The organism is Pedobacter panaciterrae (assembly GCF_013204795.1).
Lineage (GTDB): Bacteria > Bacteroidota > Bacteroidia > Sphingobacteriales > Sphingobacteriaceae > Pedobacter > Pedobacter panaciterrae.
Map to the genome: position 1 here is coordinate 43813 of NZ_JABMKW010000002.1, position 21003 is coordinate 64815.

General features: G+C 38.2%; 17 protein-coding genes. 10 read left to right on the forward strand and 7 right to left on the reverse strand.

What is annotated here, in order from left to right:
* The first annotated feature begins 2 nt into the window (after positions 1 to 2).
* Complete coding sequence (gene gap / locus HQN86_RS00190) at positions 3 to 980, forward strand: type I glyceraldehyde-3-phosphate dehydrogenase (RefSeq protein WP_172659043.1); 978 nt, start codon at positions 3 to 5, stop codon at positions 978 to 980.
* A gap of 55 nt (positions 981 to 1035) precedes the next feature.
* Here the strand turns inward: gap and HQN86_RS27110 are convergent, their stop codons facing one another.
* Both HQN86_RS27110 and HQN86_RS00200 read right to left on the reverse strand, forming a co-directional pair.
* Positions 1036 to 1284 (reverse strand): RidA family protein, encoded by a 249-nt coding sequence (locus HQN86_RS27110; protein WP_172659109.1) that lies wholly within the window; start codon positions 1282 to 1284, stop codon positions 1036 to 1038.
* A 117-nt stretch (positions 1285 to 1401) separates the two neighbouring features.
* On the reverse strand, positions 1402 to 3696 hold the full coding sequence (locus HQN86_RS00200) for a TonB-dependent receptor (protein WP_172659044.1): 2295 nt from the start codon (positions 3694 to 3696) through the stop codon (positions 1402 to 1404).
* 497 nt (positions 3697 to 4193) lie between these two features.
* Between HQN86_RS00200 and HQN86_RS00205 the strand changes: the two genes are divergently transcribed.
* Both HQN86_RS00205 and HQN86_RS00210 read left to right on the forward strand, forming a co-directional pair.
* Positions 4194 to 5198: an LLM class flavin-dependent oxidoreductase gene (locus tag HQN86_RS00205; RefSeq protein WP_172659045.1), complete on the forward strand. Its 1005-nt coding sequence runs from the start codon at positions 4194 to 4196 to the stop codon at positions 5196 to 5198.
* Between the two features lie 105 nt (positions 5199 to 5303).
* Entirely contained in the window at positions 5304 to 7709 is a 2406-nt protein-coding gene (locus HQN86_RS00210) for a TonB-dependent receptor domain-containing protein (RefSeq protein WP_172659046.1), read from the forward strand.
* Positions 7710 to 7801: 92 nt separating this feature from the next.
* Here HQN86_RS00210 and HQN86_RS00215 read toward each other — a convergent pair whose 3' ends face one another.
* On the reverse strand, positions 7802 to 9334 hold the full coding sequence (locus HQN86_RS00215; RefSeq protein WP_317171619.1) for an ABC transporter substrate-binding protein: 1533 nt from the start codon (positions 9332 to 9334) through the stop codon (positions 7802 to 7804).
* A gap of 144 nt (positions 9335 to 9478) precedes the next feature.
* Here HQN86_RS00215 and HQN86_RS00220 point away from each other — a divergent pair, with 144 nt between their 5' ends.
* On the forward strand, positions 9479 to 9937 hold the full coding sequence (locus HQN86_RS00220) for a hypothetical protein (RefSeq protein WP_172659048.1): 459 nt from the start codon (positions 9479 to 9481) through the stop codon (positions 9935 to 9937).
* On the opposite strand, the gene HQN86_RS00225 is transcribed toward HQN86_RS00220, so the two are convergent.
* Positions 9924 to 10445: an NADPH-dependent FMN reductase gene (locus tag HQN86_RS00225; protein WP_172659049.1), complete on the reverse strand. Its 522-nt coding sequence runs from the start codon at positions 10443 to 10445 to the stop codon at positions 9924 to 9926. The genes HQN86_RS00220 and HQN86_RS00225 overlap by 14 nt on opposite strands.
* Positions 10446 to 10626: 181 nt before the next feature.
* Between HQN86_RS00225 and HQN86_RS00230 the strand changes: the two genes are divergently transcribed.
* The 6 genes from HQN86_RS00230 to HQN86_RS00255 all read left to right on the forward strand — a co-directional run bounded on the left by HQN86_RS00230 (position 10627) and on the right by HQN86_RS00255 (position 16825).
* Positions 10627 to 11430: a ParA family protein gene (locus HQN86_RS00230; RefSeq protein ID WP_048906375.1), complete on the forward strand. Its 804-nt coding sequence runs from the start codon at positions 10627 to 10629 to the stop codon at positions 11428 to 11430.
* An 11-nt stretch (positions 11431 to 11441) separates the two neighbouring features.
* Positions 11442 to 12362, forward strand: a complete 921-nt coding sequence (locus HQN86_RS00235) for a ParB/RepB/Spo0J family partition protein (protein ID WP_172659050.1) — start codon at positions 11442 to 11444, stop codon at positions 12360 to 12362.
* Positions 12362 to 13012 (forward strand): DUF5683 domain-containing protein, encoded by a 651-nt coding sequence (locus tag HQN86_RS00240; protein ID WP_172659051.1) that lies wholly within the window; start codon positions 12362 to 12364, stop codon positions 13010 to 13012. The genes HQN86_RS00235 and HQN86_RS00240 overlap by 1 nt, the downstream gene beginning before the upstream one ends.
* A 125-nt stretch (positions 13013 to 13137) precedes the next feature.
* Positions 13138 to 13878, forward strand: a complete 741-nt coding sequence (dapB, locus tag HQN86_RS00245) for a 4-hydroxy-tetrahydrodipicolinate reductase (protein WP_048906372.1) — start codon at positions 13138 to 13140, stop codon at positions 13876 to 13878.
* A 9-nt stretch (positions 13879 to 13887) separates the two neighbouring features.
* Positions 13888 to 15087 (forward strand): signal peptidase I, encoded by a 1200-nt coding sequence (gene lepB, locus HQN86_RS00250; RefSeq protein WP_172659052.1) that lies wholly within the window; start codon positions 13888 to 13890, stop codon positions 15085 to 15087.
* Between the two features lie 313 nt (positions 15088 to 15400).
* Positions 15401 to 16825 carry an alpha-L-fucosidase gene (locus tag HQN86_RS00255; RefSeq protein ID WP_172659053.1) on the forward strand — a complete coding sequence of 475 codons (1425 nt, stop codon included), beginning with the start codon at positions 15401 to 15403 and terminating at the stop codon, positions 16823 to 16825.
* Here the strand turns inward: HQN86_RS00255 and HQN86_RS00260 are convergent.
* The 3 genes from HQN86_RS00260 to rimO are packed head-to-tail and all read right to left on the reverse strand — an operon-like array spanning position 16820 to position 20878.
* Complete coding sequence (locus tag HQN86_RS00260) at positions 16820 to 17902, reverse strand: Ldh family oxidoreductase (RefSeq protein ID WP_172659054.1); 1083 nt, start codon at positions 17900 to 17902, stop codon at positions 16820 to 16822. The genes HQN86_RS00255 and HQN86_RS00260 overlap by 6 nt on opposite strands.
* Positions 17903 to 17910: 8 nt before the next feature.
* Positions 17911 to 19497, reverse strand: a complete 1587-nt coding sequence (bshC, locus tag HQN86_RS00265; RefSeq protein WP_172659055.1) for a bacillithiol biosynthesis cysteine-adding enzyme BshC — start codon at positions 19495 to 19497, stop codon at positions 17911 to 17913.
* Positions 19498 to 19543: 46 nt separating this feature from the next.
* Positions 19544 to 20878: a 30S ribosomal protein S12 methylthiotransferase RimO gene (gene rimO, locus HQN86_RS00270; protein ID WP_048903765.1), complete on the reverse strand. Its 1335-nt coding sequence runs from the start codon at positions 20876 to 20878 to the stop codon at positions 19544 to 19546.
* Positions 20879 to 21003 lie beyond the last annotated feature (125 nt).

A 21003-nucleotide genomic window follows, 5' to 3' on the forward strand; every position in this document is an offset into this window, starting at 1 on the left:
ACATGAAAATAGCAATTAATGGATTCGGACGCATCGGCCGAATGACCCTTAGGGCATTACAAAATAGACCAGAAATAGAAGTTGTCGCAGTAAATGACCTTACAGACATCAAAACACTTACCCATTTACTTAAATATGATACGGCACATGGTCGGTTCCCCGGAGAGGTAACCAGTGATGGGGATATGATCATTGCAAATGGAAAACGCATACAGTTATTGAGTGAAAGAGATCCTGAAAAGCTTCCATGGAAAGACCTGGCTATAGATGTGGTAATAGAATCGACAGGCAGGTTTACCGATAAGGGTTCTGCACAATCACATATCCATGCAGGTGCAAAAAAAGTATTGATTACAGCACCTGCCACAGGAGGGGTGAAAACGATTGTACACGGGGTGAATAATGAGCTGATAGGGGACGACCTGATCTATTCTACAGCATCGTGTACCACAGGCAGCATTGCCCCAATATTAGCAATTCTGGATAAGGAATTTGGTGTCGAATCTGGGTATATGGTAACTGTTCATGCATTTACTGCTGATCAAAACTTGCAAGATGCACCTCATAAAGACCTAAGAAGAGCACGCGCAGCATCATATTCTATTATCCCTACCACTACGGGTGCCGCCAAAGCTATTGGTGATGTGCTTCCTAACTTAAAAGGTAAAATGGATGGATATTCTTATCGTGTTCCGGTAATTGATGCATCTATCGTGGATTTATCGGTAAATTTAAATAAGGAGGTGTCTGCCGATGAATTGAATAACTTATTTAAATCCTATGCAGGAAGCACTTTTAAAGGTATACTGGAATATACAGAAGAACCGATGGTATCTTCAGATATTTTAGGAAACACACATTCTTCGATTGTAGATGGTAGTTTGACCAAAACTAACGGTAAATTGGTTAAAGTGGTCGCCTGGTATGATAATGAAGTTGGAATTTCCAACAGGATTGCAGAGCTGGTTAGTTTGCTGTAAAAACACCAGAAAAAGGAAAGGCCAGCAAATGAGCGTACACTTGCTGGCTTTTTCTCTATTTTACTACAGTAGCTTCTAGTTCGACTGTTAGGGTTGCAAAAAGACCTTTGACTTCCAGTAAGGTTGTAGCTTGCCTTATGCCATACTTCTGCAAAAAATCCTTGTATACGTCTGTGCATGTACTAAAAAATTCTTGTACAGAAGTGGTGTAAAGATTCAAACGGACGATGCCGGCACAATCATATCCGGCGCTGTGAATAAGTTCTTCCAGGTTTTTAACAGTAAGGGCAGGTATGACAAGAATGGAGTTATGCTAGACTTCGAAGCAATTTATTAATTTACAATTGTCATCTCCTTTGGTAACCAAAGGAGATGACAATTGTAAATTGCCCAAAAAAGGGTCAATGAGTCTAAAAGTAACTTAAAATTTGAAAGAGAAGTTAGCTGCAAAGTTTCTGGTAAATTGGGGGTTTCCTACCAAATCCCAGTATTGTACATTAGAGATGTTGTTTAATTTAAAACCAAATTTCCATTTCTCCTTTTGGTAAGAAACAGCAGCATTAATAATATGATACGCCGGAATGGTATAAGTATTGCTTGAATTAAGATACGAATCGCCAATATAATTTCCTCCAAAACCCACTCCAATACCTTTAATACTTTCAAAAGGCAGACGATAGTTCAGCCAATAGTTAACGATATGTTTGGGTGCTTGAGTCGCAAGCTTACCTTCGTATGCATCAGCCTTAGTATATTTATTTTCATTATATCCGTATCCGGCTACAATGCTCAGGCCGGTTAGAGGGTTAGCAGTAAGCTCTACTTCTACTCCCTTGCTCACTTGCTTGCCATCCTGAAAACTATATAGTGCATCATCTGTACGCAAAGCATTGTCGATACCAATATGATAGTAGCTAATACTCCCACCAAGCACACCGCCCGGTAATTCGGCTTTTACACCGCCTTCCATTTGGTTGGCAAAAACGGGTTTAGGTTTAAACAGACTGCCATCAGGCTGTTCAAGTGGACCCTGGTTTTGAAAACCATTCATAAAGTTCCCAAATAGAGATACTTTGTCTTTCACCAGCTGATACACAATTCCTAGCTTGGGAGAAAGTGATGGCTGAACAAAGCCCCCTTCGTAGGTTTGTTTAAAACGATCAAAACGCAAGCTTAACATGGTAGACAAACGGCCGGTCCAGTTGATCACGTCAGAAGCGTATGCACCAAAAGAGTTTCCTCCGTATGCATCAGTAGATGAGGCTATTGAATTATCTGCCAAAAGACCGGTTACCCTGCTCAGGCCCGATTTTTCGAAAGGCTGGGTAATGTCTATTTCGTCGAGCTCAAGGGCTTTGTAAGTAAGTGTTTCATCGTTGAATTCATAACTGGCACCAATCAATATGTTATGATGAATTTTACCGGTATTAAAGCTTCCGTTAAAATTCTGTTGGATATTTGCGTAAGTTCTTTCTCTTGGACCAAAATGCCTGATACTGGTTTCGGCCGTGGTCGCATTAGTCCATTCTACATAAGGTTGATAGCTGTGGTTTAAAAATTCATTTACATGAGATACGCCTGTAGTTGATGTCCAGTTTTTACTAATCTGATATTTGGCCTGTCCAAAATATTTTGTGGCCTCTGCGTCGCTAAGCAGATCATTCTGGAAAAAAGATTTTTTAAAGCCAAGCGGAATATCTTTTGCAGATTTAAAAGGCACTTGATCTCCAAAAAGTAATGTATATGCCAGGCGGTTTGCATCACTGTTAAAATATTCAAAATCGAACAGGAATGAAAGGCGGTCGCTGGCCTGGTAAGATAGACTGGGGCTAATAACGTATCTTTTATTTTTGCCATATTCGTTTGAACTGTTTTGCTGATGCTTTACGGCATTGAATCTCAGTAATACTGTTTTTTCATTATTTAGTGGTGTATTCAGATCAATAGTAGCCCTGCTTAGATCAAAGCTTCCCATGCTATAATCTATCTCGCCTCCAAAGGCTGCATAAGGTTTTTTGGTGACCAGATTTATTGCACCACCAAATGTGGATATTTGCGAGCCAAACAGCGTACCTGATGGACCTTTAATTAATTCTACGCGTTCCAGATTTGCTATTTCTGTTCCAGATCTGTAAACTGATGTTGCCATTCCATTCCTTGCGTAATCGAAGTTGGTGAAGCCTCTGAATAAGACAGCAAAGCTTCCGGTAACATATTCAGTTGGCGCAACGCCGGGGGCAGCCCTGAAAACCTCCTTAACGCCGGTCATCAGCTGTTCTTTCATTAACTCCTTGCCGACAACGTTATATACTTGCGGATTCTCGAGATTTTTTAATGGCATCCGGGCAACATAATCGGTTTCCTTATTTGTTTGCCGGCTGTTGCTGTTTACAACAACCTCCTGTAATTGCCGGTTGTCTTCTGTCAAAGTAAAATTGACTACGCTGGTTTCTCCGGCTGTTACTGTTACTGTGCTTTTTTGTGTGAGAAGCCCGGTAAAACTTGCAGTTAACGTATAAGTTCCTGCAGGAACTTTGTTGATGGTATAATTGCCAGCTTCGTTGACTATGCTGGCCTTATTTGTTCCGGCCAGAACAACATTTACAAATTCAGCAGGTTTACCATCAGAAGTGGTTACTGTGCCTCTAATGGTACCAGTTTGGGCAAATGCCTGCACTGTAAGGATAGATAAAAATAGAGTTAGAGATTTAAGCATACATATTAGATTTTATTTAGACTTATTATAAATAGTTGCAAATATATAAACATTTGGATTTCTAACATTGTAATTCTAATTTTTAAATTTCTTTATCCTAAAGGATCCCTTCACTCGTTTAGTTATTGATGAACACTAAAATTGAATGGATAGGCAACAAGCAAAAGAATTAGTTGAAAGATATTTTGTGAATAAGAGCAAATTCAGGTTAGTACAAGCGCTTATTGAGTTAGGCATGGTTTAACCTACTTTGCAGATAAAGAAAAGCAGAAAAAAGATCCCGGTTATGGCTATAAAAATGCAAACACGACTTGTTAGATAAGTTTTCATGATGTTTGTAATTTAGGTTTTACTTAAGCTTTATATTCACAGATACGTTAGCGGCTTTTAAATAGTTGCCTGCTTTTGGAAGTTCCGTGGATTTAAAGTCATATAGTGATTAGAAAATGAAGTTTCGCTTAAATAGGGTGTAGTTTTGCAGCCTACTTTTAAGCAATATGAAAAAATTACTGAACACCATTCCTTTTTCTGCATTAGATCTTGCAACTGTTGTTGAGGGCAAGACCCCAGCCGATACCTTTAAGAAAAGTTTAGACCTTGCCCGCCATGCTGAAGATTGGGGGTATAACCGGTATTGGTTGGCCGAACATCATAATATGATTAGTGTTGCCAGTTCAGCAACATCGGTAGTAATAGGCCACATAGCCGGTGGAACAAAAAAAATAAGAGTAGGTGCTGGTGGTATAATGTTGCCGAATCACTCGCCTTTAATTATAGCTGAACAATTTGGTACTCTTGCTTCACTATATCCTGATAGAATAGATTTAGGATTGGGAAGAGCACCAGGCACAGATCAGGCAACGGCCGCGGCAATTAGAGGTGAGCGTATGCATGCTGCTCAGGATTTCCCGGGAGATGTACTGAGGTTACAAGCCTATTTATCGCCAGATAATCACAGAAGTAATGTAAGGGCAATTCCTGGTGAAGGACTTGATATTCCGATATGGATATTGGGATCGAGTACTGATAGTGCACATTTGGCTGCTGCATTGGGTTTGCCGTATGCCTTTGCAAGTCATTTTGCCCCGGCTCAGTTCCTTACGGCAATAAATATATACAGAAAGAACTTTAAACCTTCTGAGCATTTGGCTGCACCATATGTATTGGCTTGTGTAAACGTTGTTGCTGCAGATACTGATGCGGAGGCTAATAAACTTGCCACTTCGTTGTATCAATTGTTTAGAGGAATTGTAACCGGAAAGCGCAGACTTTTGCAACCTCCTGTTGATAGCATGGAGGGAATATGGACAGATTATGAGGAAGAGCAGGCAGGACAAATGCTGGCTTGTACTTTTACAGGAAGCAAGGAAACGATAAAAGCGGATTTGCAGCAATTTCTGGATCAGACAGAAGTTGATGAGATTATGGCTACGTCACATATTTTTGATCATAATGCCAGATTACGCTCTTATGAATTGTTGGCTGAAGCTTTTGGCCGATAAAAAAGAGCATTTCACCGCTTCCCGTTTGCAGATAATCTAATTTCTATTGATAAAAAGTGTAACAAAACCGATTTTGCGCAGACTAATTGAAGAAATAAAATTTTTATGAAACGAATTATACTACTATTTGCGGGATTGGGGTTAATGCTGAATGCTAATGCGCAGTTTTCTTTGGGTGGGGCACCACAAAAACCTAAAGTGACTGGACGTATTACAGCATTGATTTTAGACTCGCTTACCAAAAAACCTATTGACTATGCAACAGTATCATTAATAAAAACAGCTGATAATAAATCTGTAAATGGAGGGGTAACTGATGAGAAAGGTAAAATAGTTTTGCAAAATGTTGCGCCCGACCAATATAAGCTTTCTATTGGGTTTATGGGCTATAAAACAAAATCTATATCGGTTAAGACGAGCCCGGAAAAACCTGATTTAAACGCAGGAACTATTTATGTAAGCCCTACAGAAAGTAACCTGAAAGAGGTTGCAATTGTGGGAGAAAAATCTTTGATTGAGAATAAGGTTGATAAATTGGTTTACAATGCTGAGGCCGATATTACCAATGCCGGTGGAGATGCAACTGATGTAATGCGTAAAGTACCTATGCTTTCTGTTGACATAAACGGAAATGTGCAGTTGCGCGGAAGTGCAGTTCGTGTTTTGATAAATGGAAAACCCTCAGGAACAATGGCAAACAGTGTGGCTGATGCTTTGAAAATGATTCCTGCTGAGCAGATCAAAAGTGTGGAAGTAATTACAAGCCCTTCTGCAAAATACGATGCTGAAGGCTCGGGTGGTATCATCAATATCATCACAAAAAAGAAAACTGCTGAAGGTGTCAGTGGAAGTATAAATACATCGGCCGGTACACGTTCAAATAATGGCGCGTTTAATTTAAATGCTAAAACAGGCCGTTTATCGTTAACAGGTAATCTAGGTGTAAATCATGCTTATCCACAGAATTCGAAGGTTGTTGTGTTTAATAGTTCTGTTGTAGATGGGGTTACAAATACCGTTTCGCAGAATGGTTTTTCTAAATGGTCCAGAGTTGGATACAACGGGAGTGCTGGTTTGGATTATGATTTTAACAGTTACCACAACATTAGTTCTACGGTTAAATTTAACAGATTCTCTAATGGAGGGCCAGGCAGCTCTGATATATTGACCAATAATGTTTTTTCTCAGAATATTAGAGATATGGATATGGGGTTCAATAACATGGACTGGAACGTAGATTACAGGAAAACAAGTAAAAAGGAAGGTGAAGAATTGAGTGTTTCTGCACAGCTTTCGCGAGGAAGAAATACCAGTGATTTTACCAATAGATTTGTAAGCGAGGGTGTGCCTGATTTTACTTTAATTGGAGGCAATACGGGTAAAAATAATGAGTACACTTTGCAAACTGATTATACTTATCCTTTTAGTAAAACAACCACACTTGAAACCGGGTTGAAAGGTATTTTTAGGAACATTATAAGTGACTATGATCAGAATGCCCAGGATTTTGACTACGATCAGAATGTAGGTTCTGCTTATGGTGTGCTTGGTTTTAAACTAACTAAAAAAATTACTGCCAAAGCCGGTTTAAGAGCTGAGTACACTAAAATTGATGGATTGGCTGGTAACATTTTGCCCTTTAAAAATGACTATTTTAACCTGTTCCCGAGCTTAGTTTTATCGCAGACTTTAAAGGGGATGACCACTGTTAAGGTGAGTTATAACCGCAGGATACAGAGACCAAGTTTGTTTTATTTGAATCCTTTTAGAAATGAAAGTGATATTTATAATCCGATGCAGGGTAACCCTGAATTGTCGCCAGAGTTGAGTGATAACATTGAAGTGGGATACTCAACCTTTATTAAAGGTTCTGTAATTAATGCCTCAGTATTTTACCGCAATACAAAGAATGTGATTGAAAGTTTTATCAGTCCGATTGTAGAAGATGGGGTAAACAAAAACTTAACATCTTATACCAACGTAGGTACCAGTCAATCGTATGGTTTTAACGTTTTCGGTTCATACAACCCTAAACCGAAATGGACCTTAATGGCCAATTTTGGAATGAATACCTACGATGTAAGCAATGCAAATAATAATATAAATACCGGAACTTTTGTTAATTATACTGCTTTTGCCAGATCAGCATATGCTTTGACTGGAGGGTGGAGTACTGAACTTTGGGGGGTAATTAACTCGCCAAGAAGGACTTTTCAGGGAAAAACTGATGCAATGTATTTTTATGGTGGTGCCGTGAAAAAAGAGATTCTTAATAAAAAAGCAACTATTGGCTTAAATGTATTGAATCCGTTTAGCAGAGATTTGAATATTAAGACTGTAAATAATACTGCAACATCAACACAGAATACTGATATCCATTATCCGTTGCGCTCTTTTGGTTTAAACTTTAGCTATAACTTTGGTAAGCTTAAGTTTACTCAAAAGAAATCTATTAAAAATGACGACTTGAAGAAAGAAGAGCAAGGCGGAATGGGAGGTGGTGTGCAATAATTGATATTGCGAATTGCAAATTGTGTAAAGTTGCCGTCATCTCGACGATAGGAGAGATGACGGACTAACGAGGTAGCGAGATGATGGGGTTCTTAATTCTTTTTTACCGTTTTAAGAATCATTAGGTTTTGCGGATTCATATTGTACCCACTAATGTTATTTTGCGTCATAATTACTGATTGATCATAATAAATGGGAACTATGTTTGCATAATCAATTACCATTTGATCCATTTTTTGATAAAGAAGATAGCGTTTTGCATTATCGCTAACATAGTAACTTTGTTCAAATAACCTGTCAAAATCGTTATTGTAGTAGGCTGTGTAATTTGGACCATTAGGGACTTTGTTTTTAGAATAAAACATGGCAAGATAATTCTCGCCATCCGGATAGTCTGCTATCCAGGAACCTCTGAAAAAATTCACTTCGTTTTTTGACATGAGGTCCCTTAAGCTTGCATTGGGGCTTACATCTACTTTTACCTTAATACCGATTGCGGCCAATTCACCTTGTATGAATTCTATAAGATCTTTATAAGTAGTAGAAGTGCTGAGGGTAACCTGTGGCATCCCTTTGCCATTTGGAAAGCCGGCTTCTGCTAACAGCACTGCAGCTTTTTCTGGTTCATAGTGATACCCCTTTACTGCTGTGCTGTCAAACCCGGGCATGCCTTGAGGAATGAAGCCAGAAGTTGCCGGTATGCCTATGCTGTTACGTAAATATTTGATTAGTTTAGGCTTATCAATGGCGTAATTTATGGCCTGCCTTACTTTTTTGTATTTTAATGGAGAGCGTTTGGCAATGGCTATATTGGTGTCGACAAGTATTCCTACATACTCTGTGCAAAGGTAAGGGCTCTTTCTGAGGTTGAATTTGCCTTTATATTTTGCAGTCATCTTTCCGCTTTTTGTTAAGATGTCATCGCGATAGCTGCCGTCTACCTTGTCAAAGAAGTCGAGATCCTTTTTAAGGAAGTTCATGAATGCGCTTTGCTTATCTGTGATAAAGGAGACCTTTACTGCGTCGAGATAAGGTAGTTTGGTATTGCCTGCTTTTTCCCAGTAATTTTCATTTTTGAGCAATACCAGTATTTCATCTTCTTTCCAATATTTAAATTTAAAAGGCCCTGTTCCAATTGGATGGCTTCGAAAATCTTTGCCATAATGATCTACAACTTCTTTTGGCACTACCGAACAATATTGAGTGGTAAGTAATTTCATAAAAGCAGGGAATGGCTTTATGAGTTTAACCTGAAAAGTGCTGTCATTTATTGCTACAAAATTATTGATGTCTTTTACTTTGTCGCTAAATATCCAGCCACCTGAAGACGCAACTTTAGGATCGATGAGACGGTAAAAGCTATAAACAAAATCAGCAGCTATGGCTTTTCTGCCTTTTCCGTTGGGGAAAATGGGGTCGTTGTGAAAATACACATCGTTGCGGAGGTTAAAAGTATATGTTAGTCCATCTGTAGATATTTGCCACGTTTTTGCGATACAAGGCATTATGTTAAGGTTACTGTCAACCTGTACCAATCCATTAAATACCTGATTAATCATCCATAAAGCATTTTGGTTGCGTGCAAAAGCGGGATCCAGAGAGGTTAAATTCTGGTCCAGGTTCATGCTGAATACCTTTTTTCCTTTATTGGAGGAAGAGCTATTGCACGAAAAGACAATAGGTAGAAGCAGTATGCAAAAAATATTTATTATAATACGATGCATCAGTTTAGGAATACTAATTTTGCACAAAGTAATAAATAAATCGATATGTCTTTTTTAAATGCGGTTATAAATAGGGTTGGGGACGAACAATTACGTGAAAATTTTCAGGAACGAGTAGACATAATTCAGCATAAAATTAAGTTTATGGACAAAGTTGCCGTGGCTTGTCTTGATACCAGGAATAATCTTAAAAAAGATTTGGAAGCACTTATTGCCGAAGCTGGTGGGGTCTTACAAGATGATGTTCATACAGCCAGAGTAGTTATTTATTATGAAAAAAGCACCAGTATGTTGCAGTTGATGGGAGTTGTGCCCTCGTTGTTGGATAAGGGTTGGCCTGCTGTTGAGTACGACAGAATATATCTTTGGGATGATGAAGCTGCAATGGCAGATGAGGCAGACGTGGCTGTAAACGCATTAGAAGATTTAGCGGAAATGCTATATCCGGGATACTTTGTTTTTGGAAATGAAGGTAAAACCTGGATGAGTTTTAAAACGCAATAAACTTATTTATCTGCTGGTCGGTAAATTTAAGGGTATCCTCTTTAAAGAAATCGCCCTGTTCATTTAACTCGGCTTTAATGGTTGCAATGTGGAGCCTCAGGGGTAGCACATTTAAATGCAGGTAACTGCATACACCACCAAAATGATCAACACCACGTATGTTTCCGTATTTACCGGATGATATACCTACAAGGGCCGCTTTTTTATCGTAAAAGCTTTCTGGAAAGTTGCAGGCATCAATAAAGACTTTTAATACTCCGGGGAAACTTCCATTGTATTCTGGTATGATAAAAAGAAACTTGGTAGTTTGGGTTACCATTTCCTGAATAATCTGGAATTCAGGGCTTCGTTTTCCATACAAATCAGACGCGATAAGGTTATCGGGTAAATCTTCCAGATTGAAAATGGTAGATTCTAAGCCTTTTAATGCCAGAGTTTTCTGATAATATTTAGCGACTTTTAGCGTATTACTTTCAGGTCTGTTGGTTCCGGATATGATGGTTACCATGTATAAATTGTTAATAAGATGTTTAAAACACTTAAGGCTTTAATACTAATTTTGCCATTTAGTTTGTATCTTAGCTATTCGTTAAAATATGCCTAAATAAACACAAAAATAGCATTTTTTATAGATTTACGTCGAGTAAATACAAGCCGTTAGAGAATAATTGTAATTATTAATTAGATAGATGAGTAAAATTATTGCATTGGCAAATCAGAAGGGTGGCGTAGGGAAAACTACTTCATCAATTAACTTAGCCGCAAGTTTAGCCGTACTAGAATATAGAACATTATTAGTTGATGCTGATCCTCAGGCCAATTCTACCTCTGGTATTGGTTTTGACCCAAGAAGCATCAAAAATAGCATTTACGAGTGTATCATTAATGATATCGATGCGGTAGACGCCATTCAGAAAACTGAAACTCCTAATCTTGATCTGCTTCCGGCACATATCGATTTGGTAGGTGCAGAGATCGAAATGATAAACCTGAACAACAGGGAATATAAGATGAAGGCTGTTCTTGAAAAAGTTAAAGATCAGTATGATTTTATTATTGTTGACTGCTCACCATCTTTAGGTTTAATTACCATTAATGCACTTACAGCTGCTGATTCAGTAATTATCCCTGTACAATGTGAATATTTTGCACTTGAAGGACTAGGGAAACTTTTGAACACAATTAAAATTGTTCAAAACCGTTTAAATCCTGAATTGGAAATTGAAGGAATTCTACTTACGATGTATGATGTGCGTTTAAGACTGTCAAATCAGGTTGTAGAAGAGGTTAAGACCCATTTCCAGGAGTTGGTTTTTGACACAATTATTCAGCGTAATACGCGCTTAAGTGAGGCCCCAAGTTACGGTATTTCAGTAATTATGCATGATGCCACTTGTAAAGGCGCAATTAACTACCTGAACCTTGCCCGTGAAATTGTTCATAAAAACGGAATGGTTAAGGAAGTACAGAATACAACTACAGCAATTATTTAAAAATATTTTTAATGACATCTTTTCAGCGAAAAACAGGTTTAGGTAAAGGGTTAAGTGCGCTTTTGGATGACTCAGATGCTGTAAACCCGCCAAAGAACGGGGTGAACCCGGTAAGCGAAACAAAGCAAGAGGGCGGTAACAACAATAATATTGGGCATATTAATATTAATGATGTTGAAACTAACCCGTATCAACCTCGTACTGAATTTGATCAGGTTGCTTTAAATGAGCTTTCTGAATCTATCAGGGTTCAAGGTTTAATACAGCCAATTACGGTAAGAAAACAGCCTGGAGGTAAATATCAGTTGATCTCTGGAGAGAGAAGATTGCGCGCTTCTAAGTTAGCAGGCCTAACCGAAATTCCTGCATATATCCGCAGTGCCAATGATCAGCAAATGCTGGAGATGGCTCTTATTGAGAATATTCAGCGTGAAAATCTTAATGCAATTGAGATTGCACTGAGCTTTCAGCAGATGATAGATGAATGTAATTTGAAACAAGAGCAATTAGGTGAAAGAGTTGGTAAAAATCGTACTACGGTAACCAATTATCTTCGCTTACTGAAATTGCCACCAGCAATACAGGTTTCTATAAGAGATCAAAAGATTTCTATGGGACATGCACGTGCACTGATAAATGTAGAACAGGCAGAAAAACAGCTCTTTATTCATGATGAGATCATTGATAAGGGACTGTCGGTGCGCAAGGTTGAAGAGTTAGTAAGAAGCATAAATAGTGTTCAGGTAAAAGCAAAACCAAGCAGACAGCCTGTTAGTGTTTCATTTGAATATCAAAAACTACAGAGAGATCTAGCATCTAAATTTGCCACTAAAGTTAAGCTGAAAGTCGGTGAAAATGGGAAAGGGGCTATAGAGATCCCATTTATGTCTGAGGATGACCTAAGCCGTATTCTGGAATTATTAGATTGGTAATGTACAAAAGTCTGCTGCTATCGGTTTTGTTTCTTTTTGTGACAGCGTTAGCTCGTGCCCAGGAAACTCCTGTTGTTAAAAAGGATACCCTGGTGATTAAAGCAAAACCAGTAGTAGAACCTGTAAGGGCTCAAAAAGTAGATACAATTAAAAAACCGGCCTACGTAAATCTTGGTAAAATTGCAGGCAGAAGAGCTGCACTAAGTTCACTTATGCTTCCCGGACTTGGACAAATCAGAAATGGGGTTACCGTTTATAGGCTGGCAAAAGTTGCCGGTCTTTATACAGGGATAACGCTTCTTACGATTTCGTTTATAGACAATAGTAAGAATTACAAGCTTTTTTATGATGAAATCATTTATCGTAGAGCGAATAATAATGAGAAAAGTGCCGATTTCCCATATAACAACATGGATGAGGCTGGATTAATTACTGCAAAGGATCTTTTCAGAAGAAATAAAGAGGTAATTATTTTCTCATACGTTGGGTTGTATCTACTTAATGTAGTCGAGGCCTATATAGATGCCCGCCTGAAATATTTTAATGTAGACGATATAGGGATGAAAATTTCTCCTGGTCTAATCAACACTGATACCATGTATGGTTTTAATAATGTAACGCCTGGGATAAAACTTACTATCAGATTATAGTATATTTTTACGCAAGTTTGAACTCGTATATGAGGGCTTTTAATACCTTTAGCAAAAAAATAAAAAATTAGATGATTCAGTCTTATGTTTAAGTCTGGTTTGTAACAAATAAAAGAATAAAACCAATGAAAATAGCATTACTAGGCTATGGCAAAATGGGTCAGATTATCGAACGTTTTGCCTTAGAAAGAGGACATGAGGTAGTTTTGAAAATCAGCATTGATAATCTTGATGACTTAACGGTTGCTAATCTGCGAAAGGCCGATGTAGCTATCGATTTTAGTGCTCCTGATGCGGCAATAAATAATATTTATACCTGTTTTGATGCAAATGTTCCTGTTGTTGTAGGTACTACGGGATGGTATGGCCAATTGCAGGAAGTAAAAAATGAGTGCCTTACGCGTAACAATGCACTTCTTTATGGGTCAAACTTTAGCATTGGGGTTAATATCTTCTTTCACATGAACAAGGTATTGGCGAAGTTAATGAACGACTTCCCTGCATACGAGGTCCAGGTAGAGGAAATACATCATACGCAGAAACTAGATTCACCAAGTGGTACAGCTATGACTATCGCCGAAGGCATTATCGAGAATGTTGACAGAAAACGTGAATGGGTAAATGAACTTGTAGGTACAGAGTTCGATGATGTATTAAAGAAAGAACAATTACTGATTGAATCGCATAGAATAGAAAATATACCAGGTACACATACAGTGGTTTATAGTTCTGAGGTAGATGAGATCGAATTTAAACACACTGCTCATAATCGTTCAGGGTTTGCATTAGGTGCAGTAGTAGCTGCCGAATGGCTTGAAAAAAAGCAGGGCTTTTATAACATTGCTGATATATTTAATTTTAAATAATAAAAAAATATGAATTGGAAATTCTGGCAAAAGGAGAATAAGGACACTAAGCCAAAAAAGAAAAAATCCAGAAGCCGAGAATGGGTTGATGCTATTTTGTTTGCAGTAATTGCTGCTACGATAATCAGGGTATTTTTTATAGAAGCATATACTATCCCAACAGGATCTATGGAAAGATCATTATTAATAGGTGATTTCTTATTTGTTAGTAAGGTTAATTATGGCCCTCGTGTGCCAATGACACCAGTTGCATTCCCTTTTGCTCATCATACAATGCCTTTAACCGGTACTAAAGCATATTGGGATGGCGTGCAATGGAAGTACCGCAGATTGCCAGGCTTATCTGAGATCAAAAGAAATGACGTAGTGGTATTTAACTACCCTCAGGGTGATACTGTAGCCCTGGAGATTCAGGACGTTGACTACTATAAAATGGTGAGATCAGAAGGCTGGGATGCAATTAATAAACACTACACTGTTGTAAGCAGACCTGTTGATAAAAGAGAGAATTATATTAAAAGGTGCATCGGTATTGCCGGTGACATAATTAGTATGAAAGATGGTCTTGTTTCTGTAAATGGTAAACCAGAGAAACTTAAAAGTACTGGGCAGATGACTTATGCAGTTACATTTAAAACAGCCGATATCAATTTCTCTGTTTTTGAGGATCTTGGATTTAATATATCAGAGGATATTAATCAATCATCTCCTAATACTTATAGTTTTACAGGCACAGAACCAATGATGGATAAGGTTAGTAAACTGGATTTTGTGCAATCTGTAAAAGAAGTGACTCAACCAGAAGGCTATCAGGAGAAAGATGTTTTCCCTTTTGATCCAAAAAGAAATTGGAATGCTGATAATTTTGGCCCCATTCTTATACCTAAAAAGGGGATGACAGTTCAATTGGATAGTGCATCAATGCCTCTTTACGAGAGAAGTATCAGAATTTATGAGGGTAACAAGTTAGAGAAAGCTGGCACTGGCTGGTTGATTAATGGTAAACCTGCAACCAGTTATACTTTTAAAATGGACTACTACTGGATGATGGGAGATAACAGACATAACTCATTAGATTCTCGCTATTGGGGATTTGTACCTGAAGATCATATTGTAGGAAAAGCATTATTTATTTGGATGAGCTATAATACCAATGGATCATTCTTTAATAAAATAAGATGGAATAGGCTACTGAGAGGAATAAACTAGAACCAAAGATTTATTTAAATAGTAAAAAGAGGGTGTCATTTAGGGAGGGCACTGAAAAAGTCCTTTACAAAAATGGGGTAGTTCATAAATCATGAATTGCCCCATTTTCATTAAGTTGTAAGAAGTTTTTCTAGTTAAAATTTTCTGTAGCCGACCCTGAGAGGGTCAAATTCAATTATTTCATAATTTTATTTCTCTCGGTTATTTTCGAGCCACTTTTTCAGTGCCCTTCCATTTAGGGCCCTCTTTTTTTATATAATTAATATTAAATCACGGTTGGCAATCGATGGGGATTTCTTTACTTTTAGGGTGCATGAAAAAAAGTATTATAATAATAGGTTTAGTCGCACTTTTTGGCACATCCAAAGCCCAGGATAACGGTGTACATCAACAGTCAACTGTATACGAATGGCCTAAAGATCCTCTGGTTAGCCAAAAACTAGACAAATGGCAGGATCAAAAATTCGGAATGATTATTCATTGGGGGCTATATGCCGTTCCAGGCATTATTGAATCATGGTCTATTTGCTCAGAAGATTGGATCTCAAGAGATAGCACGAGTAACTACGAAGATTATAAAAAATGGTACTGGGGTTTAAGTAAGGATTTTAACCCTGTTAAATTTAATCCAGAACAATGGGCAAAGGCAGGTAAAGATGCAGGCATGCGTTACCTGGTATTTACAACCAAGCACCATGATGGCTTCAATATGTTTGATACTAAAGAGTCAGATTTTAAGATCTCTGCCGGACCATTTAAGGATAATCCTAAAGCTGATGTTGCAAAATATGTATTCGATGCTTTTCGCAAACAAGGCTTTATGATTGGGGCTTACTTTTCAAAACCCGATTGGCATTCTGAATACTATTGGTGGCCAAAATATGCAACCGCGGATAGAAACAATAACTACGATATCAGAAAAAATCCATGGAGATGGAGCATGTTTAAAAAACAGACATTTAACCAGATCAGTGAGTTGATGCATAATTATGGTTCAGTTGATATTCTATGGTTAGATGGTGGATGGGTTAGACCATTAGAAACCGTTAATGAAGAAGTACTTGCATGGGGAATGAAAATTCCTGAATGGAGTCAGGACATTGATATGCCTGCAATTGCCACTATGGCACGTAAAGCACAGCCAGGTTTATTAATGGTAGATAGAACCGTTCATGGGCCTTATGAGAACTATCAAACACCCGAACAAAGCGTGCCAAAAACACAGTTAGCAAACCCATGGGAAAGCTGTATGACCTTAGGCGGTGCATGGGGCTTTGTTCCTAACGATCAGTATAAGTCTGCCACCCAGGTAATTCATACTTTAATTGAGGTGGTGGCAAAAGGAGGCAGTCTGTTGCTGGGAATTGGTCCGAAAGCGGATGGAACTATTCCTCAGGATGCAATATCAAGACTTGAAAACATAGGTAAATGGCTAAATATAAATGGAAAGGCTATTTATGATACAAGAATCACTAAGGAATATCATGATGGTGACACCTGGTTTACCCAAAGTAAGGACGGAAAAACCAAGTATGCATTAACTTGCCTTAAAGATAAAACTCCTGAATATGTAGTTTGGAATGGAAACATACCTGCTAAAGGAACTGCAGTTCAACTAATTCAAACCGGTCAGAAACTTAAATGGGAAAACAAGGGGACTACTGTAAAAGTATGGTTGCCAAAAAATATCCAGAAAGATCTACCAGCATTAGCATTTTCTTTTAAAGGGGCTTTATAGCCCCTCTATTTCTAATTTTTTCGCGAGTTCGTTCAAATCATTAACAACCACGTCAATTAACGGGATACCATTAATTCTACGCTCTTGCTCATAAGCAAATTCCGGTTCTCCCGGAATAATTACCTTTTTATCCGGATCAACAGTTTTAGCACTTTTAAAGCGTTCAATCCAATTGTCAAGATGATCTTTAAAATCCTGCGCCGGCCTAAAGCCATCAACTCTCATCGCACCAAGAAAATGTCCTATACCTTCTCCAACAGGGTCAGCAGGGGGCTCTAGAAAAGCAACAAATGGCGGTACCCAGGGGCCGTAATTTGCGCCAGACAATACTGCAGATAAAATATCCACAGTAGCACTTAAACCATAACCTTTGTGGCTTCCATGATCTTTGTCGCTACCAAGAGGCAGTAATGAACCACCCTCTTTTAATTGATGCGGGTTTGTTGAAGTATTGCCTGAGGCATCTTGTACCCATCCTTCGGGAATAGGTTGATTTGCTCTTTGAGCAATCTCCAGTTTTCCATTTGCTGCTGCGGCAGTTGCCATATCAACTATAACAGGAGGATATTTACCTGCCGGAAAAGCATAACACATAGGATTGGTGCCTAGCAACCGTTCATTGGCATAAGTAGGCGCAACAAGCGGACTCGCATTAGTCATGCTAATACCAATCATTTCCTCTTCAACTGCCATTAACGAATGATAACCGGCAATACCAAAATGATTTGAATTTTTGACAGCTACCCACCCGCTACCATAAATCCGCGCTTTTTCAATTGCAACTTTCATTGCAAAAGGAGCAACCACTAAACCTAAACCACCATCGCCATCAACGGTGGCGGTTGTAGGAGTTTCATGAACAATTTTTATTACCGGATTCGCATTTATCCGCTGCTTTTCCCACAAACGGACATAGCCGCTTAAACGTGCTACACCATGTGAATCAATACCTCTTAAATCAGATTTTAATAATACATCTGCCGCCAACTGAGCATCGGTTAACGGGCATCCCATTTTTAAAAATACATTCTCTGTAAACTGGCGTAATTTGGTTTCTGTAAAAGTGTAAAAGGTCATCTGATTTTTTAAGCAAAAAGAACTGTAAACTGATGGTCTAAGGGTTTGAAATGGGTGATCAATGAATCAATAAAATCATCACCGTAAAGCACAATCATTGGTGCAATATTAAGTACCCTCTCCTGTAGCACACCCGAAGGGAATAGTTTTTCTTTAAGATTATCTATTTGAGAGAATGAAGTAACATGCTTTCGCTTTTCGGCTCTTAACATCTTTTTCTCCAGTGTAGAGATTAGTTTTAAAGCCTTTGTTTTTGCTGCATCTGCAGATTGAGAAAGGCTTTTGTCTATTTTATAAGCATTAAGCTTTATTTGATCAAAAACAGCTCTTATAGATCGTTCTTCGTTATCAAGAGAGAACTGAAGGTTAACGTGAGATTTAACCCACTCGTTCTTTAGCGCTTCTGGTTCATTAAATAAATTCCTGTGACTAATCCCCAATACTTCCATTCTGGTTTCGCTTCTTTTGTCGATAAGCATAGCTGAATTACGCAGTATCAATACAGGGAAATCTATTTTATAATGGTCAAAGTTTGCTTTTAATTGCAGCCAGTAAGTAACTTCCGCCCCACCGCCAATGTAGGCTATATTAGGTAGAATCACTTCCTGGTAAACAGGTCTCATTATCACATTAGGGCTAAATCTTTCGGGGTATGAATTTATTTCTTCTTGCAATTCCTCTTTAGTAAAATCAATAGAAGAGTTCATCACTTTGTAACGACCTTTTTCTTCAATAATACGTTCCCTTAAACCATCAATCATATAAAAGAAATTGATCTCTCTTGGGTTAACCTGAGCTTTGTAACCGAGGGTTTCTAACTTAGCATTGGTTTTGCTGATATGCTTAAAGCTATTTTCTTCGGTAATATCTTTATAGATAATCTCAGCAAACTCGCTTTTAAGATTATGGTCATCGGCATCTACGCAAACCAGACCATACTTGCCAAAAAGAGCATCTACCAGTTCACGGGTAGCGTCACCTAACTTTTTGTTTTTAGTATAAGCATGATCAACTATCTTAGAAAACTTAATACCATTTTCGCTTATCCCAAGATATCCTTTATAAGCAGCAAGAGCTTCTGCGATGTCAGAGGTGTCTAGTCTTCCTGTAGCGCCGGCAGCTTTTTTATTCCAGGTAATCATTTTGTCCTCAACCTTAACATGATTGATCTCTTCAAAATCATGATCTTCTGTGGCCATCCAATAAACGGGAACAAAATTGTAATCAGGAAATTGTTGTTTTAAATCACTGGCAAGGTTTATTGCCGTTACTATCTTGTAGATAAAATATAGAGGTCCGGTAAATATATTTAGCTGATGGCCTGTCGTAACAGTAAAAGTTTTCTTATCGGCTAACAGCTCAATGTTGGCTTTTACTAATGACGAAACATGAATTGATGAATATTGTTTTTGTAAAGTGCTAACCAGAATAGCTCTGTCGGCACTAAAATTTCGTTCAGCAATAGCCTTAGTAAAGCCAGTAAAATCCGGTTCATACTTGTAAAAAGGGCTCAGCTTCTCATTTTTTCCGATGTAGTCTAGTACGGTGGAAGAGAACGCATTAGTTTCCTGATAAGAGATGTATTTAGCTTGCATTGCCACGAATTTAAGCTAATAAACTATAAATCTAAATATGAAGCCTTTATTTTACAATCTGTCCATATAGATCGAAATCCTCAGCACGATCAATCTTAACATTTACAAAGGTTCCATTGGCTGCATAACCTGTTGCAGCATCAATTAAAACTTCGTTGTCAACCTCCGGAGAGTCAAATTCAGTACGGCCAATAAAGAAATCACCTTCTTTTCTGTCAACCAAAACTTTATAGGTTTTACCTACTTTATCCTGGTTTATGTCAAAAGAAATACCTTGTTGTAATTCCATAATCGCATCCACACGTGCTTGTTTTACTTCTTCAGGAACATCATCAACTAGATTATGTGCATGGGTTTTTTCCTCATGCGAATAAGTGAAACATCCTAATCTGTCGAAACGGGTTTCTTCTACCCAGCTAAGCATTTCTTCAAAATCCTGCTCAGTTTCTCCTGGGTATCCACAAATTAAAGTAGTACGCATAGCGATGTTCGGTACTTTATCTCTAATCTGATTCACAATGTCGATGGTTTTTTGCTTGGTAATACCACGGCGCATAGATTTTAGCATGTTATCTGTGATGTGCTGCAGAGGCATGTCTAAATATTTGCAAATATTCTCGCGCTCATTCATGGCATCAAGAATTTCCATAGGGAAGCCAGAAGGGTAGGCGTATTGCAACCTGATCCACTCAATTCCTTTCACGTCAGATAGTCTGCGCAATAACTCATCAAGGTTACGTTTTCCATAAATGTCAAGGCCATAATAGGTAAGGTCTTGTGCAATTAGAATAAGTTCCTTGGTTCCGTTGGCAGCTAATATCTTAGCTTCATTCACCAATTCTTCCATATCACGGGATACGTGTTTACCACGCATCAGCGGAATGGCACAGAAAGAGCAAGGTCTGTTACAGCCTTCTGCAATCTTAAAATAAGCGTAATGAGAAGGAGTAGTTAACAGGCGTTCGCCTATTAGCTCATGCTTATAATTTGCACCTAAGGAGTGCAGTAAGTTATTTAAATCGTTGGTGCCAAAGTAGGCATCAACGTTAGTAATTTCAGCCTCTAATTCAGGTTTGTAACGCTCAGATAAGCATCCGGTCACAATTACTTTACCAACTTTTCCTTCATCTTTTAGCTGGCTGTATTGTAATATGGTGTCTATGGATTCTTGCTTTGCATTATCTATAAAACCACAGGTATTGATTACCACAATATCATTTTTGCCAATCTGATTAGACTCATGAACAACATCTAAACTGTTTCCGCGCAATTGACCCATTAGAACCTCAGAATCGTAAGTGTTTTTGGAGCAGCCCAGTGTAATTACGTTGATCTTTGGTTTTTTAACGGGGATTATTTTTGTGGAAGTTTTTGTATTCATGTTTTGTAAGTCAGTATATTTTTTTATTTTATTTTATGCTTGTTTGTACGTCAGCCATCCAAGAATAGTAACTAATGATGTTTTTAAACGCTTCGTCATCTCGACGATAGGAGAGATGACGGAGT

Bases quoted from the DNA above. Each gene is read 5' to 3' on its own strand.
- gap (WP_172659043.1), top strand. From the start codon at position 3: ATGAAAATAGCAATTAATGGATTCGGACGCATCGGCCGAATGACCCTT.
- HQN86_RS00200 (WP_172659044.1), bottom strand. From the start codon at position 3,696: ATGCTTAAATCTCTAACTCTATTTTTATCTATCCTTACAGTGCAGGCA.
- HQN86_RS00205 (WP_172659045.1), top strand. From the start codon at position 4,194: ATGAAAAAATTACTGAACACCATTCCTTTTTCTGCATTAGATCTTGCA.
- HQN86_RS00210 (WP_172659046.1), top strand. From the start codon at position 5,304: ATGAAACGAATTATACTACTATTTGCGGGATTGGGGTTAATGCTGAAT.
- HQN86_RS00215 (WP_317171619.1), bottom strand. From the start codon at position 9,334: ATGAACCTGGACCAGAATTTAACCTCTCTGGATCCCGCTTTTGCACGC.
- HQN86_RS00220 (WP_172659048.1), top strand. From the start codon at position 9,479: ATGTCTTTTTTAAATGCGGTTATAAATAGGGTTGGGGACGAACAATTA.
- HQN86_RS00225 (WP_172659049.1), bottom strand. From the start codon at position 10,445: ATGGTAACCATCATATCCGGAACCAACAGACCTGAAAGTAATACGCTA.
- HQN86_RS00230 (WP_048906375.1), top strand. From the start codon at position 10,627: ATGAGTAAAATTATTGCATTGGCAAATCAGAAGGGTGGCGTAGGGAAA.
- HQN86_RS00235 (WP_172659050.1), top strand. From the start codon at position 11,442: ATGACATCTTTTCAGCGAAAAACAGGTTTAGGTAAAGGGTTAAGTGCG.
- HQN86_RS00240 (WP_172659051.1), top strand. From the start codon at position 12,362: ATGTACAAAAGTCTGCTGCTATCGGTTTTGTTTCTTTTTGTGACAGCG.
- dapB (WP_048906372.1), top strand. From the start codon at position 13,138: ATGAAAATAGCATTACTAGGCTATGGCAAAATGGGTCAGATTATCGAA.
- lepB (WP_172659052.1), top strand. From the start codon at position 13,888: ATGAATTGGAAATTCTGGCAAAAGGAGAATAAGGACACTAAGCCAAAA.
- HQN86_RS00255 (WP_172659053.1), top strand. From the start codon at position 15,401: ATGAAAAAAAGTATTATAATAATAGGTTTAGTCGCACTTTTTGGCACA.
- HQN86_RS00260 (WP_172659054.1), bottom strand. From the start codon at position 17,902: ATGACCTTTTACACTTTTACAGAAACCAAATTACGCCAGTTTACAGAG.
- bshC (WP_172659055.1), bottom strand. From the start codon at position 19,497: ATGCAAGCTAAATACATCTCTTATCAGGAAACTAATGCGTTCTCTTCC.
- rimO (WP_048903765.1), bottom strand. From the start codon at position 20,878: ATGAATACAAAAACTTCCACAAAAATAATCCCCGTTAAAAAACCAAAG.